At 66.2% G+C, this 15,167-nt stretch carries 16 protein-coding genes; 14 read left to right on the top strand and 2 right to left on the bottom strand.

All coding sequences use genetic code 11. The features are described from left to right. The first annotated feature begins 62 nt into the window (after positions 1-62). Positions 63-1,505 carry a DHH family phosphoesterase gene (locus HUG10_RS13330; RefSeq protein WP_179170046.1) on the top strand — a complete coding sequence of 481 codons (1,443 nt, stop codon included), beginning with the start codon at positions 63-65 and terminating at the stop codon, positions 1,503-1,505. A gap of 53 nt (positions 1,506-1,558) precedes the next feature. Here HUG10_RS13330 and HUG10_RS13325 read toward each other — a convergent pair whose 3' ends face one another. Next, positions 1,559-2,140: a response regulator transcription factor gene (locus HUG10_RS13325; protein WP_179170045.1), complete on the bottom strand. Its 582-nt coding sequence runs from the start codon at positions 2,138-2,140 to the stop codon at positions 1,559-1,561. A 162-nt stretch (positions 2,141-2,302) separates the two neighbouring features. Here HUG10_RS13325 and HUG10_RS13320 point away from each other — a divergent pair, with 162 nt between their 5' ends. Further along, entirely contained in the window at positions 2,303-3,034 is a 732-nt protein-coding gene (locus tag HUG10_RS13320; RefSeq protein ID WP_179170044.1) for an RAD55 family ATPase, read from the top strand. A gap of 102 nt (positions 3,035-3,136) precedes the next feature. Here the strand turns inward: HUG10_RS13320 and HUG10_RS13315 are convergent, their stop codons facing one another. Beyond that, positions 3,137-3,478 (bottom strand): helix-turn-helix domain-containing protein, encoded by a 342-nt coding sequence (locus tag HUG10_RS13315; RefSeq protein ID WP_179170043.1) that lies wholly within the window; start codon positions 3,476-3,478, stop codon positions 3,137-3,139. 280 nt (positions 3,479-3,758) lie between these two features. On the opposite strand from HUG10_RS13315, the gene HUG10_RS13310 reads away from it, so the two are divergent. From HUG10_RS13310 to flaJ, 12 genes are all read left to right on the top strand, one after another. Beyond that, entirely contained in the window at positions 3,759-4,349 is a 591-nt protein-coding gene (locus HUG10_RS13310) for an archaellin/type IV pilin N-terminal domain-containing protein (protein WP_179170042.1), read from the top strand. Positions 4,350-4,352: 3 nt separating this feature from the next. Continuing rightward, on the top strand, positions 4,353-4,955 hold the full coding sequence (locus HUG10_RS13305) for an archaellin/type IV pilin N-terminal domain-containing protein (RefSeq protein ID WP_179170041.1): 603 nt from the start codon (positions 4,353-4,355) through the stop codon (positions 4,953-4,955). Between the two features lie 60 nt (positions 4,956-5,015). After that, complete coding sequence (locus tag HUG10_RS13300; protein WP_179170040.1) at positions 5,016-5,801, top strand: DUF7500 family protein; 786 nt, start codon at positions 5,016-5,018, stop codon at positions 5,799-5,801. Between the two features lie 108 nt (positions 5,802-5,909). Beyond that, a complete protein-coding gene (cheY, locus tag HUG10_RS13295; protein ID WP_179170039.1) occupies positions 5,910-6,272 on the top strand; it encodes a chemotaxis protein CheY in 363 nt (120 codons plus the stop codon). Between the two features lie 2 nt (positions 6,273-6,274). After that, positions 6,275-7,501 carry a chemotaxis protein CheC gene (locus HUG10_RS13290; RefSeq protein WP_179170038.1) on the top strand — a complete coding sequence of 409 codons (1,227 nt, stop codon included), beginning with the start codon at positions 6,275-6,277 and terminating at the stop codon, positions 7,499-7,501. Then, positions 7,488-8,033 carry a chemotaxis protein CheD gene (locus HUG10_RS13285; RefSeq protein ID WP_179170037.1) on the top strand — a complete coding sequence of 182 codons (546 nt, stop codon included), beginning with the start codon at positions 7,488-7,490 and terminating at the stop codon, positions 8,031-8,033. Before HUG10_RS13290 ends, HUG10_RS13285 begins: the two co-directional genes overlap by 14 nt. Positions 8,034-8,273: 240 nt before the next feature. After that, the gene (locus HUG10_RS13280; protein ID WP_179170036.1) at positions 8,274-9,629 is read left to right on the top strand and encodes a FlaD/FlaE family flagellar protein; all 1,356 of its coding nucleotides are present in this window, start codon (positions 8,274-8,276) and stop codon (positions 9,627-9,629) included. Next, positions 9,613-10,047: a flagellin gene (locus HUG10_RS13275; protein ID WP_179170035.1), complete on the top strand. Its 435-nt coding sequence runs from the start codon at positions 9,613-9,615 to the stop codon at positions 10,045-10,047. Before HUG10_RS13280 ends, HUG10_RS13275 begins: the two co-directional genes overlap by 17 nt. Continuing rightward, a complete protein-coding gene (locus tag HUG10_RS13270) occupies positions 10,048-10,500 on the top strand; it encodes a CARDB domain-containing protein (protein ID WP_179170034.1) in 453 nt (150 codons plus the stop codon). Then, complete coding sequence (locus HUG10_RS13265) at positions 10,497-11,258, top strand: ATPase domain-containing protein (protein WP_179170033.1); 762 nt, start codon at positions 10,497-10,499, stop codon at positions 11,256-11,258. The genes HUG10_RS13270 and HUG10_RS13265 overlap by 4 nt, the downstream gene beginning before the upstream one ends. A gap of 82 nt (positions 11,259-11,340) precedes the next feature. Next, positions 11,341-13,011 carry a type II/IV secretion system ATPase subunit gene (locus HUG10_RS13260; RefSeq protein WP_179170032.1) on the top strand — a complete coding sequence of 557 codons (1,671 nt, stop codon included), beginning with the start codon at positions 11,341-11,343 and terminating at the stop codon, positions 13,009-13,011. Position 13,012: 1 nt separating this feature from the next. Beyond that, the gene (flaJ, locus tag HUG10_RS13255) at positions 13,013-14,764 is read left to right on the top strand and encodes an archaellar assembly protein FlaJ (protein ID WP_179170031.1); all 1,752 of its coding nucleotides are present in this window, start codon (positions 13,013-13,015) and stop codon (positions 14,762-14,764) included. Positions 14,765-15,167 lie beyond the last annotated feature (403 nt).

The raw sequence follows: 15,167 nt of genomic DNA, 5'->3' as shown, positions 1-15,167 counted from the left end.
AAACAGCTCGGCTACGAATAGGCGAGCGTTTAAATCCGATACCGACCCACCCACGGACACGAATGGCGACCGCCGATGCGACTCCCGACCCCGACGGCTTCCCGGTCCCCGCCCTCCGGGACCGCGCGACGGCCTGCGCCGAGCGCCTCCGCGCGGCCGACCGGGTGCTCCTCTGTTCGCACATCGACGCCGACGGGCTCACCAGCGCCGCGGTCGCGTCGAGCGCCCTCGAACGGGCCGACATCCCGTTCGAGACGCTGTTCTCGAAACAGCTCGACGCCGGGGAAATCGCCCGCATCGCGGCGACCGACTACGACACCGTCCTCTTCACCGACTTCGGGAGCGGCCAGCTCGACGTCATCGCCGAGCACGAGGCCGCCGGCGGCTTCACGCCCGTCATCGCGGACCACCACCAGCCCGCGGACGCGGACACCGAGTACCACCTGAATCCCCTGCTGGAGGGTATCGACGGCGCGTCCGAACTCTCCGGCGCGGGCGCCGCGTACGTCCTCTCCCGCGCGCTCGAACCCGTGAGTGGGAGGAACCGGGACCTGGCTGGACTCGCGGTCGTCGGCGCGGTCGGCGACATGCAGGACTCCGAGGGCGGCCTCACCGGGGCCAACGAGGGAATCGTCGCCGACGGCGTCGTCGACGGGGTGCTCGCCGAGGAGACCGACCTCGCGCTGTACGGGAGACAGACCCGTCCGCTCCCGAAGCTCCTCGAGTACGCCAGCGAGGCGAGGATACCCGGCATCTCGAACGACGAGGCCGGGGCGATCGAGTTCCTCTCCGGGCTGGACGTGGAGCTGAAAGCAGACGGCGACTGGCGCCGCTGGGTCGATCTGACCGGCGAGGAGCGGCAGGCGGTCGTCTCGGCGCTCATCCGTCGCGCGGTCGCCTCGGGCGTCCCCGCCGAGCGCGTCGACGCGCTCGTCGGCACCACCTACGTGCTCGCGGACGAGGAGCCCGGGACGGAGCTCCGGGACGTGAGCGAGTTCTCGACGCTGCTCAACGCGACCGCGCGGTATGAGCGTGCCGACGTCGGGTTGGCCGTGTGCCTCGGCGACCGCGAGGGCGCGCTCGAACGCGCCCGGACGCTCCTCCGGAACCACCGGCGGAACCTCTCGGAAGGATTGCAGTGGGTGACGACCGAGGGCGTCGAGCGCGAGGAACACGTCCAGTGGTTCGACGCGGGCACACGCATACGCGAGACCATCGTCGGCATCGTGGCCGGGATGGCCGTCGGAGCCAGCGGCATCTCCCGGAGCAGACCGATCGTGGCGTTCGCGGAGAAGAGCGACGAGGAGGTGAAGGTGTCCGCGCGCGGGAGCGGCCACCTCGTCCGGGAGGGGCTGGACCTCTCGGCGGCGATGCGGGAGGCCTCGCGGGCAGTCGGCGGCGACGGCGGCGGGCACGACGTCGCCGCCGGCGCGACCATCCCCCGCGGCGAGCGCGAGGCGTTCCTCGTAGAGGTCGATCGGATCGTCGGTGAGCAACTTCCCTGATCGAACGGCGCTCGGTCGGGGGAGGGGGGAAAACGGAGGGGAGGGGCGTCGGTTCAGGCAGACTCGGACGCCGACCGCGAGGAGCCGATGTCGCGGAACAGCATCCGGTAGTCGTCGGGCGAGAACGCCGCGGCGATGTCGTCGAGGTCGTTCTGCAGGGATTCGATGCGCGAGAGGAGGTCCTCGTACTCGGGACTGGATCGGAGTTCGGTCGGCGTACGCTCGGCTTCGAGCACTGCACGCTTCGTCACGAGCGCGGCCGTCCGTTGGAGTTTCGCGTCGTAGTTCGATCGGGTGTCGAGCCGTTCGATCGTCGAGAGGATGTCGTCCCTGGTCGCCGGCTTGACGAGGTAGAGGTCGAACCCCATCTCGACGATGTCAACGTCGGGTTCGACGGCGGTCACCATCGCGACTCGGCAGTCGAGTTCGCGGGACCGGATCTCCTCCAGGACCTCCGCGCCCGAAATGTCGGGGAGTCGTCGGTCGAGCAGCACCGCGTCCACGTTCCCGTCGACCAGTTCGAGCGCCTCCTCGCCCGTGTTCGCCACCTGCACGTCGTAGCGACCCTCGAGATACCCCCGGTACAGCTCCGCGACCTCCGGTTCGTCCTCGACGATCAAGACGCTCCGCGTCATCGTTTCTCCCCCCCTTCGCGCGCGCCCACGTCGGTCATACTGGCCCAGCGGTCGGGTTCCTGCATAAAACTATCGCACGGGAAGTACGTTCTACTTAACGGATGGGCTTCGACGTGCGGCACAACCGTTTTCATTTATGAGGCTGGCGTAACATTCGGGAGTATGGTCGAAACGGTCAAGACGGGAGTGGAGGGACTCGATTCAATCCTCAACGGCGGGTTAGTGAAGAACGCGACGGTGCTCGTTAGCGGGAACCCGGGGACCGGGAAGTCGCTGTTCGGCATCCAGTACCTCTACGACGGCGTCCGGGAGTTCGACGAGCAGGGGATCTACATCTCATTCGAGGAGAACGCGGAGGACATCAAGCAGGCGGCCGAATCGATCGGCTTCGAGGAGTGGGGTGACCTCGTCGAGTCGGGCGCCATCAAGGTGTACGACAAGAGCACGATGCTCCGCGAGGGTGACTTCACCGCGGCGATGGACACCCTGCTCGAGGACTTCGCGAACGCGAACTACGACCGCCTCGTCCTCGACTCGCTCACGATGTTCGAACTGTTCTTCGAGGACGAGAAGGAGAAGCGCACCTACCTGCTGAAGTTCTCCGACATCCTGAAGCAGAACGGGCTCACCTCGCTGCTCATCAACGAACAGGGCGCGGTGTTCCCCGAGACCGAGATCGGCCTCGAGAACTTCCTCACCGACGGGAACATCTACTTCATCCAGACGCCGACCGACTCCGGCGTGAACCGCTACATCTGGGTCGCGAAGATGCGAAAACAGGACATCGACACCGACATCTTCCCGATGGAGATCGCGGACGGCGGCATCAAGGTGTACGAGCGGGCGGGCGGGTTCTCGATGATGGGGCGGGAAGGTCCACAGGCAGGCTTCTAGGAAACCCTTACCTGGGGAATCCCTGGTGCTTCGAGCGTCAGGACGGGAATCGTCCTGACGGAGGGGCGGTGAGGTCGGCCCGTCTCTTGGGAAGTAGGCGTTCTAGTTGTCCGCCATCGTCCGCCAGACCTGGTCGAGCTTGTTCTTGATCTCGGAGCGCTGCTCGAGTTCCACCGTGAGCCCGTCGCGGAACGTCACGGTCACGCCGTCCACGCTCCGTCGGTACACCTTGATCCGGCGGTGCTCGTCCGAGAGCGGTCGGTCGTGTAGCTCGAGAAGCTCCGTCTCCTCCAGCTCGTTGATCCGTCGATAACAGGTCGCGATGGGCACGTCCAGCTCCTCGGAGAGCTCCTGTGCCGACATCGGCTCCCCCGCCGCGTCGAGGATCTCGGGGTTGTACTTGTTCCCCAGGGCCTCGATGATGTCCTGATCTTCCGCCGCCATTCACTATCGCCGATGATTCTCACCGACATAAGCGTACCGCCGGAAATACGGCGACGCTACCGGGATAGTAGCGTCCCCTTACTCGTGCGTATCACCGGTGAGTCCTCGGGAGACGGCCGAAGGATCGCGATCGCGAGATACCTTCGGCCGTAACAGTTCAATTCTCTGTATTGAAAATCAGCGGGGCAGGTTTAATAGTGGATTCCGATTCGCTGGGAGCAGAGCCCGCGTGATGACGCACCGAGCCGAACCGGGACCCAAGCTAAGGTAGAAACAACAAATGTTCGAATTCATCACGGACGAGGAAGAGCGCGGGCAGGTTGGTATCGGGACACTCATCGTGTTCATCGCGATGGTTCTCGTGGCGGCGATCGCCGCGGGCGTCCTCATCAACACCGCCGGCTTCCTCCAGAGCAAAGCACAGGCAACCGGTCAACAGTCAAGTTCACAAGTCTCCGATCGAGTGCAGGAAGTGACGACGACCGGAAGCGTTGGCAACAGCGCAACGATCGAGTGGGTTAACACGACGGTGACGCTCGCCCCGGGATCTGGGGAAGTCGACCTGTCGAATGCCACCGTCACCTGGATCGGACCGCAGGGAACGGAGACCCTAACTCACGACTCGTCTGGCGAGGAAGGTTGGCACTTCACGACCTCGAAGGTGAAGAATACTGACGATTCCGAGACAGTTCTCAATGACCCCGACGACCGGTTCAATATCGAGTTCCATCTCGTCGGCGATGACGGGCCTGGTGCACTCGGTGAAGGACAATCAGTAACGGTCAAAATCAACACCATGTCAGGCGCGACGACGGCCATCCGGTTCACCGTCCCGCAGTCGCTCGGCAACAAGGACGCGGTGGAGCTGTAATCCATGTTCGAATTCATCACGGACGAGGAAGAGCGCGGGCAGGTTGGTATCGGGACACTCATCGTGTTCATCGCGATGGTCCTCGTGGCGGCGATCGCCGCGGGCGTCCTCATCAACACCGCCGGCTTCCTTCAGAGCAAAGCACAGGCGACGGGCGAACAGTCGAGCGCGCAGGTGTCCGACCGGCTGCAGGCGGTCAGTACGACCGGTGAAGTATCAGGTGATCAGGTTGTCAAAGTGAACGTGATCGTGTCCCAGGCCCCCGGCGCTGGTGAAATCGACCTTCGAAACGTCTCCGTCAACTGGATCGGACCGGACGGAACTTACACGATCGTCCACGATAAGGTCGATGATAGTGCGACAAGTGCGGATAGCAAGTTCAATGTCACCGAGGTAAAGGATGCCGACAACTCGGCGTCGGTTCTCAACGACGCGGACGACCGGCTTAGAATGACCTTTGACCTCAACAGTGGCGATAACAAGCCGGACGTACTCGACGAGGGCGAATCCGTCACGATCAAGATCAACACGATGTCCGGTTCGACGACGGCCATCCGATTCACGGTTCCCGAGTCCCTCAGCGGCAAGTCCGGCGTCGAGCTGTAACGTCGGCCTACCAAGACCGACTCGTACCTTTTTATTCACGAAACAACCACGATACAACCAATGAGCGACGACCACGCCCCGGTGCTCGACCCGGACGACCTCGACATCAGTAAGAGCGAGTACGTCCGGGAGATCGGCCAGAACCGGTACGTGGTCTCGGCCGGCGGACGACCGCCGCGCGCTCCACGTTCGGAAGCAACCGACGAACCGGCCCCCGCCGAACCCGATCAGTCGGACGAGCCCTCCACCGCCGATGCGTCCGCGTCAGCTGAGACGACAGAGACGCTTCCCGGAGGGGAGCAACCGGCGGAGCCGGAACCGCAGAGTCGAACAGAACGGTCGACCGAACCGGACGCGCGACGCCGACCGACAGCGAGCGACGACGTGGACCAGCCACACGAGCCCCCGAAGCGGGACGCGACCCCCCGTCAGGGTGTCAAGCGCGGCGCCCCCTCGCGCGGTGGGGATGTCAGCACGAGCTCCGGCGAGGTGGACGGGGCCGCGGTCGGCCGCTGGCTCGCGGAGTCGCTCTCGGACACGGCGTTCGAGTACGGTTTCGACGCCACGATGTCCGTCAACGACGAGACGACCCGTCACCGGATGGTGTCGAACGACGTGTCGACGACGTTCGAGACACTCGCGCTGTGGTTCGCCCGCTCGGCGGCCGGGGACGACATGTCGCCCGAACGGGCGCTCGGCATCCTGCTCGCGGAGATGGATGGCGAGGTCACGCTGCCGACCGCCGCGCTCCAGCGGGCGGTCGCGCGGCACGGCCTGTCCACAGATGACTCCATCGGCGAGCTGGTCGCCGCCGCGGAGCGCGAGAACGGACTGAGACTCGACTAGCCGTGGCAGTTCCGTCGTCCGTTACGGCAGCTTCCGGTCGTATCCGTCGTTTTCACCGTTGATACCCGGGGGAGAGCGTTTATCTCCGTCGCGGGACCCGATTTCGCTATGTCAACCAGAGTGCTCATCGCCGACGACTCCGAGTTCATGCGGAACCTCCTTCGCGAGATCCTCGAAGGGGAGTTCGAGATCGTGGGCGAGGCGGAGAACGGCGTCGAGGCCGTGGACATGTACGGGGAACACGAGCCGGACCTCGTGATGATGGACATCGTGATGCCGATCCGGAACGGGATCGAGGCGACCGAGGAGATCACCTCCTCGGACCCGAACGCCCGCGTCATCATGTGCACGTCCGTCGGCCAGGAGGAGAAGATGAAGGCCGCCGTGAAGGCGGGCGCCGAGGGGTACATCACGAAGCCGTTCCAGAAGCCGAACGTCCTCGAAGCGATCAACGACGTCGTCCCGGCGTAGGGATGTACGTCGACATCAAGTCGCTCGGTACGTTCAGCCGACTGGCCCGACAGGGGGCCGACAGGGCAGCCAACTCGCTCTCGCAGCTGACGGGCGCGAACGTCTACGTCGAGGTGACCGACGTGACGCTGATGGCGGCCGGCGACCTCCGTCGGGCGTTCGCCGGCCGCGAGTTCGTCGGCGTCGAGATCGGACTCACGGGAGGCATCGCGGGCGAGACAGTGATGGCGTTCGAGCGCGAGGCGGCGACCGAACTCGTGTCGAGGCTCATGCCGGGCGGGAGCGACGACGCGGAGTTCGTGCGGAGCGGCGTCACCGAGGCGGGAAACATCCTGACCAGCGGGTTCATCGACGGCTGGGCGGACCACCTCGGCGTCGCCATCGACATGACGCCGCCGTCGTACGTGCGGGCATCGGGCGTCGACGTGCTCCCCGACGGCGCGTTCGACGACGACCGCGCGGGCGTGTTCCTGTTCGAGTCGCACGTCTCCTCGATGGACGCCGACCTGGACCTCTCGATCTTCATGTTGCCCGAGTACGCGGGGTTCACGGACCTGCTCGGCCGCGAGGAGCGGGGGGGAGCCTCCCCGGGCGACGTCGTTCCGGTGGACAAGCTCCCGACGTTCAACCGGATGACCAAGACCGGGGCCGCGAACGCTGCCGAGAAGGTGACGATGATGACGGGCACCGAGACCGACGTCGAGGTCTCCCGGCTCCGGTTCGTGCCCGTCGTGGACGTCCCCTCCGAGGTGGGCGACGGGACGGTCGCCGGGACCGTGTTCGAACTCCACGGGGAGCCGAGCGGCTACCTCGCCATCCTGTTCGACGAGGCGTCGGCCGAGGAGGTCGCGAGTTCGATGATCCCGACCGAGACGGACCCCGGCATCGGCGACATGGAGAAGGGGGCGCTCCGGGAGCTCGGCAACATCATGACCAGCGGGTTCATCGACGGCTGGGCGAACGTGCTCGGGACGAGCATCGAGCACACCCCGCCGCAGTTCGTCCACGACATGGGGTCGGCAGTGATGAGCCCGCTCGTGAGCCGACTCGGCCGCACCCAGGAGCACGCGTTCATCATCGACTCCACCGTTCGAACCCCCGGCGGCGGCGTCCGCTGTGACATCTACGCGCTCCCGGACCAGCGCGAACTCGCCGCCGCGCTCGACCGCATCGACCCCGCGGTCGCGGACGGGGGGCGCGAGGACGCCGGAGTCGATGGGACCCCCTGATGCGCCGGCCGTCCCCGGCTGCTCGGACGGAACCGCGGTGAACGTGCCGCGCGGGGACGTCCCACGACGGAAGGTCGGCCTCTCGGACGCGACGGTCGCGACCGACGGGAGCACACTCGTCACGAGCGGACTGGGGTCGTGTCTCGGCGTCGCGCTGTACCACCCCGCGGTCGGAGCGGGCGGACTCCTCCACGCGATGCTTCCCGAGGCCGAGGGCCACCCCGGCGTCGAGCAGAAATTCGTCGTCGAGGGGATCGACGCGCTGGTGTCGGACCTGGCCGACATCGGCGCGCCGCCGAGCGGCCTGCAGGCGAAGCTCGCCGGCGCCGCGGAGATGCTCCAGCTCGACGTCGACGACGGGGCGTCGGTCGGAAGCCGGAACGTCGCGGCGGCCGAACGTGCGCTCGCCGAGCTCGACGTCCCGATCGTCGCCGCGGACACCGGCGGCCACCGCGGCCGGTCGCTCCGGTTCGACACGGCGGCCGGACGGCTCCACGTCGTCTACGCGGGTGGCGACAGCGCGGTCCTGTGAGACGCCGGTGACGCACGCTGGTAGGGATCGTCGACGCTCCGGACACCCCTCCGGGTTCGGCCGTCGAACCGTCCTGCCGACGCTATTCTTTCCCCTTCGACCCGTCCCCGATTCGGCCGAACACCGACTCTACGGGGCGATACGCGGGTGTTCAGTGAACTCCGGACCGCAAGGAGCTGTTATCTATCCTGATAGTCGACGGGGAGAGTTTAAGGGTGGTCCGGGGGAGGAATCGCAATAATGGGTCTCCTCACCGCACTGTCGGGAGCAGGAGCAGGTTTCGCCGGGGTCGAACTGGGGCTGCTGGCCTCGTTCGGTCTCCTCGGCGCGAGCCTGCTCGACCGCTTCCGCGATGACGACGAGTCGGCCGGGGACGCAGGGGACGACGACCCGTTACTCGACGACGACGGCGCCTTTGGCGGCGACGACGGCGGGGACGGCGACGACGACCTCGGCGGCCTCGGAGGAATGGACGACTGGGACGACGACGACCCCTTCGGGGGTGACGACGAGGAGGAGGACACCGCCGAGCTGGAAAAGCGGCTCGAGGACCTCGAGAACGAGGTCGCCAGCCTCTCCTCCACCGTGAACACCGTCCGTTCGGAGAACGAGGAGATCTCCGGACAGGTCGACGACATGGGCGAGGACGTGCGCAGCCTGCTCGACATCTACGAGATGGTTACGCGCGGCATCAACCCGTTCGTCGACGACGTACAGACCGGCGGCATGGCCGGCGGCGACGACCTCGGCGAGGAGGGCTCGTTCGGGCTCTTCGACGAGGACGGCGACGACGACGCGGACGAGGAGGAACTGGACGAGGACCTCGCGAGCGCGGACGCGGAGGGGTTCTTCGACGAGGAACTAATCGACGACGAGGAGGACGGCGAGGACGACCTCGGCGACCTCGACGCGATGGACGACCTGGACGACGATGACGACGACGACACGGAAAGTGAAAACATGGCCAGTGAGAACGGCGGCGGCAAGAGTTTCAGTGAACTGAAAGACGAGTACGAGTCCGGCGACGCGGAGTGGGCCGGCGAGGGGGAGGAGGACCCGCTCGACGGGGGCGACGACGGTGCGTTCGCCCTCGACGGCCCGGACGAGGACCCGCTCGACGCCGAGCCGGAACCGACGCCCGAGCCCGTCTCGACGGCCGGTCCGACCGACCCGACGGCGAACGCCGACGACGAGGGCGGCTTCGAGTTCGTCGAGGAGGACGACCTCTCCGACGGCCCGCGGAAGCCGTACCTCACCTCCCTCCCGGGCGACTACGTCGGGGACCTGATGGTGATGGAGTGGCTCGAGTACCTGGTCGAGGAGTCGAGCACCACCGACACCGTCCGCGCCGTGAACTACTACGAGCGCGTCGAGTGGATCGACGAGGACGTGGCGACCCAGCTGAAGGCGTTCCTCTCCGGGTTCGGCGACATCGACCGGAACCTGATGGATCGGCCCGGCACCTCCGAGCTCGACCTGGACCACCACACGCAGAGCCTGAAGTACATCATGCAGCTGACCAACGCGACGGCGGAGTCGGTGGTCATCGACCGCTGGCCACAGCTCTCGGGGGGCCTCCATGGGCCTCAGCGTTAGTGCCGCCACGGCCGTCGTCTTCCTCGGCCTGTTCATCGCCGCCGGGTCGTTCTACCCCGCGGTGGCGAACGGCGCCGAACTCGTCAGCGACGCACAGCAGGAGACCAATGACCGCGCCCTCGACCGGCAGAACACGGACATCACAGTGACGAACGCAACATACGACGACGAGAACGGGACGCTCGTCCTGAACGTGACGAACGACGGCTCGACCGCGCTGGACCTCGACGCCGTCGACGTGCTCGCGGACAACACGTACCTAACGGCGAACGCGACCGTCGAGGGCGACGACACCACCGGCGTGTGGCTGCCCGGCGAGTGGGCGCGTTTCGAGGCCGACATCGCCCCGGGACCGGACCGTGCGACCGTCGTCGTCGACCACGGCGTCCGTGACGGCGTGTCTGTGGAGGTGGTCTGAGTGGCGAGCGGGGGCGTCGCGGAGATGGTGCTGTTCATCGCCGCGCTGCTCGTCGCGGCCTCGGTCGCCGGGACGCTGACCAGCGAGGTCACCAGGATCGGCGACGCGATCAGCGACCGCTCGCTCGACGTCGCGAGCGACGTGCGGACCGACGTCGAGATCGTCTCCGACCCCGCGACGGGGGTGTACAATGCCTCGGGGAACGACAACGTCACGGTCTACGTCCGCAACACGGGGTCCTCGTCGCTCCTAGCGGAGCCGTCGACGTTCGACGTGCTGCTCGACGGCACGTACCAGGGTGACGTCTCCGTCGCGGCGATGCAGGGCGGCGCGATGTGGCACGAGGGCGAGGTCGTGGAACTGACTATCCGGACGACCGGACTCGACCCAGGTGACCACCGGCTGAAGCTGGTGGTCAACAACGACGAGGAGGTGTTGATCTTCCGCACATGAGCAGTCGAAACCCCAACAGCAACCTGTTATCGATCGGCATGCCCGAGCGCGACCAGCTGAACAAGGAACTCGGCGGGGGCATCCCGCGCGGGAGCATCGTCCTCCTCGAGGGCGACTACGGCGCGGGCAAGTCCGCCATCTCCCAGCGGTTCAGCTACGGCCTCGTCGACGAGGGCGCGAGCGTCACGCTGCTGTCGACCGAACTGACCGTCTCCGGGTTCATCGACCAGATGTTCTCGCTGGACTACGACGTGACGAAGCCGCTGTTGAACGAACAGCTGCTGTTCCTCGCGGCCGACTTCGACTCGGGCGGGGCGTTCTCAGACTCGAGCGGCGAGCGCAAGGAGCTGCTGAGGCGCCTGATGGAGGCGGAGACGATGTGGAACTCCGACGTCGTCATCCTCGACACGTTCGACTCCATCCTCCGGAACGACCCGACGTTCGAGGCGCTCGTCCGCAACAACGAGGAGCGCCAGGCCGCCCTGGAGATCATCTCCTTTTTCCGGGACATGATCTCCAGCGGGAAGGTCATCGTGCTCACGGTCGACCCGTCCGCGGTGGGCGAGGAGGCCATCGGGCCGTTCCGCTCCATCGCCGACGTGTTCCTCGAACTCCAGATGATCGAGGTCGGCGGCGACGTCCGCCGGAACATCTCGGTGAAACGCTTCGCCGGCATGGGGAGCCAGGTCGGCGACAGCATCGGGTTCTCCGTCCGCTCGGGGACGGGCATCGTCATCGAATCGAGGAGCGTCGCGTAATGACGAGGCTGGACGTGCACCCGGCGGGCCATGGTGCCCGAACCCGCGCGTCCGTAGCTGAAAGGAACGAGGTGAACCAGGCATGACCGACCACGGCACCGCGAAACCGTCGAGCGAACTGAAGCAGATGGCGATGAAGCGCCCGCACCTCCGGGAGCACCTGCAGAAGTTCAAGCAGATCACCGGCGAGTTCCCGATGTTCGTCGACGAGATCGAGGGCGACCACGAGGCGCGCCGGCCGAACGTGATCTACCCGGTCGGCGGGCCCATCTTCTGTCACGTCTACGGCGACTTCGGGCAGGACACGAAGTACTACGCCGTCGAGCCGACGCTCTCGACCGCCGAGGAGACCGTCCTCGACGTCGTGAAGGGGCAGCTGCTGAACAAGAGCGGTCACCGCGAGGCGCCCGACCAGGAGTCGGGCTACGACGACCTCATCGAGGAGCTGCTCGAGGAGGTCACGGTCATCGCCGAGGAACAGGGTGACTACGGCCCGCTGTCGAAGGTGCTGAACTTCGGGCGGACCGAGGTGTCCAAACAGACCTACGAGAACATCCGCTACCGGCTGAACCGCGACATCGTCGGCTTCGGCCCGCTCGAACCGGTCATGCGCGACCCGGAGAACGAGGACATCCACGTCATCGGGCCGAAGGAGTGCCACGTCGACCACGGCGTGTTCGGCATGCTGGAGACGACCGTCGACTTCGGGACCCCCAAGCAGTTCGACAACTGGCTGCGCAACATGGGCGAGCGGATGGGCGACCCCGTCTCCGACTCGAACCCCATCGTCGACTCGACGCTCCCCGACGGGTCGCGTATCAACATCATCTACTCCGACGACGTCTCCATCAAGGGCTCCTCGCTCACCATCCGCCAGGGCGAGGAGACGCCGCTCTCGGTGAACCAGATCACGAACTGGGGGACGCTGTCGCCGGAACTGGCAGCGTACCTCTGGCTCTGCCTGGAGAACGAGCAGACGGTGTTCGTCGTCGGGGAGACGGCTTCGGGGAAGACGACGACGTTGAACGCCATCCTCTCGTACATCCCCCGGGACTCCAAGATATACACCGCGGAGGACACCGCCGAGGTCATCCCGCCGCACAACACCTGGCAGCAGTTGCTGACCAGGGAGGGCGACGGCGCCGACTCGAACGACGTGGACATGTTCGACCTCGTCGCCGCCGCGCTGCGGTCCCGTCCCGACTACATCATCGTGGGCGAGGTTCGCGGGGCGGAGGGGCGCATGGCGTTCCAGGCGGCCCAGACCGGCCACCCCGTGATGCTGACGTTCCACGCGTCCGACATCGTCTCGATGATCCAGCGGTTCACCTCCGACCCCATCAACGTTCCCGAGACGTTCATGGACAACGCCGACGTGGCGCTGTTCCAGAACCGCGTCAAGCAGGGCGACAAGGTGCTGCGCCGGGTCACCTCGGTCCAGGAGATCGAGGGGTACTCGAAGGAGATGGACGGGGTCGTCACCCGGCAGGTGTTCGACTGGGACCCAGTCGAGGACGAGATCGTCTTCCGCGGCATGAACAACTCCTACGTGCTCGAGGACCAGATCGCGACGCTGCTCGGCTACGCCGACACCCGCGACATCTACGACGACCTCTCGTTCCGCGCGGAACTCATCGAGCGGATGATCCAGGAGGGCGTGCTCGGCTACCACGAGGTGAACGACGCCATCAACTCGTTCCACCGGGACGGCGTGGAGGGCCTCCCGTTCGACATGCACCGCTCCACGAGGTAAGATGAGCACCGGCACCGGCAGCGGGAACTCGGACTTCTTCCCGGACTCCCTCTCGGAACTGGCCTCGGAACTGCTGGACTCGTACGACGAGCTGGAGATGCCGAAGCGCCAGTACGTGGGCTACGTGCTGCTGCCGGCGCTCGCCTTCTTCCTGCTCACGCTCGCCGGGGCCGTGCTGTTGCCGTTCTCGCTGTCGGTCCGCGTGCCGGTCCCGCTGCTCGGCCTGCTCGTGTTGGGGGCGGCCGTGGGCTACCCGAAGCTCTACCTCAACAGCCGGAAGGTCGCCATCGAGAACCAGCTCCACCTCGTGATGACCCACATGACCGTGCTGTCGACGACGAACATCGACCGCATGGCCGTGTTCCGGACGCTCGCGAGCGAGCCCGAGTACGGCGCGGCCGCCGACGAACTCGGCCGCGTCGTCCACCTCGTCGACACGTGGAACCAGTCGCTCGACGACGCGCTGCGCCGGCGGGCCAAGGAGGTGCCCTCGGACGCCTTCTCCGACTTTTTCGACCGGCTCGGCTACACCATCGGCGCCGGCCAGTCGCTCGACGAGTTCCTGCTGTCCGAGCAGGACGCGGTGGTCCAGAACTACATCACGGTGTACGAGGGCGCGCTGGGGAACCTGGAGGTCATGAAGGACCTCTACATGTCGATGATCCTCTCGATGACGTTCGCGCTCGTGTTCGCCATCGTGCTGCCCATCCTCACCGGCGACAACCCCACCGTCACCGTCGCGGCGGTCATTGTCATGTTCATGCTGGTCCAACTGGGCTTCTACGTCATGATCCGGGCGATGTCCCCCCACGACCCGGTGTGGTTCCACTCGGAGCAGGGCGCGCCGAGCGACCTGCGGCTGTGGGGGAGCCTGATCGTCGGCGTCGGGCTGACGTTCCTGCTCGTGCTCGTCGTCGGCCTGGGCCTGTTCGGCTACGGGCCGGGACTGCCGGGGCTGCTGTTCTTCCTCGACGAGACGCCGCTGCCGCTGTACATCTGCGTGCCCATCACGCCGATGATGCTCACGGGCGTGATGCTCCGCATCGAGGAGAACAACATCGGCGAGCGCGACGACGAGTTCCCGTCGTTCATCCGCGCGCTCGGCGCCGCCGAGTCCGCGAAGCAGTCGACGACCGGGGACGTGCTCCGGACGCTCCACCAGAAGGACTTCGGCTCGCTGACGCCGGCGATCGTGCGGCTGTACCGCCGGCTCAACATCCGCATCGATCCGAACCAGGCGTGGCACACGTTCGCCGCGGACACGCGCTCGTACCTCATCCAGAAGTTCTCGGACATGTACCTCGAGGGGCGCGAGATGGGCGGCCGGCCGAAGATGCTCGGCGAGCTCATCTCCAAGAACATGAACACGGTGATGCAACTGCGCGAGCAGCGCCGTCAGGCGACCGTGACGATGATCGGCCTGCTGTACGGCATCACCGCCGCCTCGGCGTTCGCGTTCTTCATCGGCCTGCAGGTCGTCGACATCCTGGCGGACCTCTCCGCGCAGTTCAACGTCCAGAACGCCGGCGGCGTCGCACAGCTCATCTACGCGGGCGTGTACGACATCCCGCTCATCCAGTTCCTGCTGCTGCTGGTCATCCTGTTCAACGCCGTGCTGTCGTCGATCATGATCCGCACCATCGACGGCGGCAACAAGGCGAACGCGTACCTCCACTTCGTGGCGATGACCTGGCTCGGCTGCGGCGTGGCGATGTTTACCCAGCGGCTGGTTACGGAGATTTTGACGATCTGAGTCGGGGTCCCACGCGGTCGTCTTGAATGAATTGAGGAGAACGAGTCGGGGAGGTGCGACCGACTATGGCCAAGCGTCATGAGAGCCACACCCTCCCCAGCCGATTGCGCTCCTCGGCTCACTCCGTTCGCCTGCGGTCCTCACCCCTGGCGCGCGTGTGCTCGCTTCGCGGGACTCGCATCGCTCGCCCCGCGTGCTCTCGTTCGCTCCTGGCGTCGCTCACGAGAACCCCACGAGGGGGCTCACGTCACGCGCCCCACCTGCAAGCTAGGAACCGAACGTGCCCGTCCGACCGGAACCCCTTCGTTTCCCCTCGAGACACACCTCGTCCGCCCGATTTGACCGCGAGCGAGCGGCCTCCGACACGCTACCAACGCTTATCCGGCTACGTCACCTCGTTCCG

Source organism: Halorarum halophilum, from assembly GCF_013401515.1.
Classification (GTDB): Archaea; Halobacteriota; Halobacteria; order Halobacteriales; family Haloferacaceae; genus Halorarum; species Halorarum halophilum.
The sequence above is the reverse complement of the archived record's forward strand: the minus strand, read 5'-3'. Positions and strand labels throughout refer to the sequence as shown.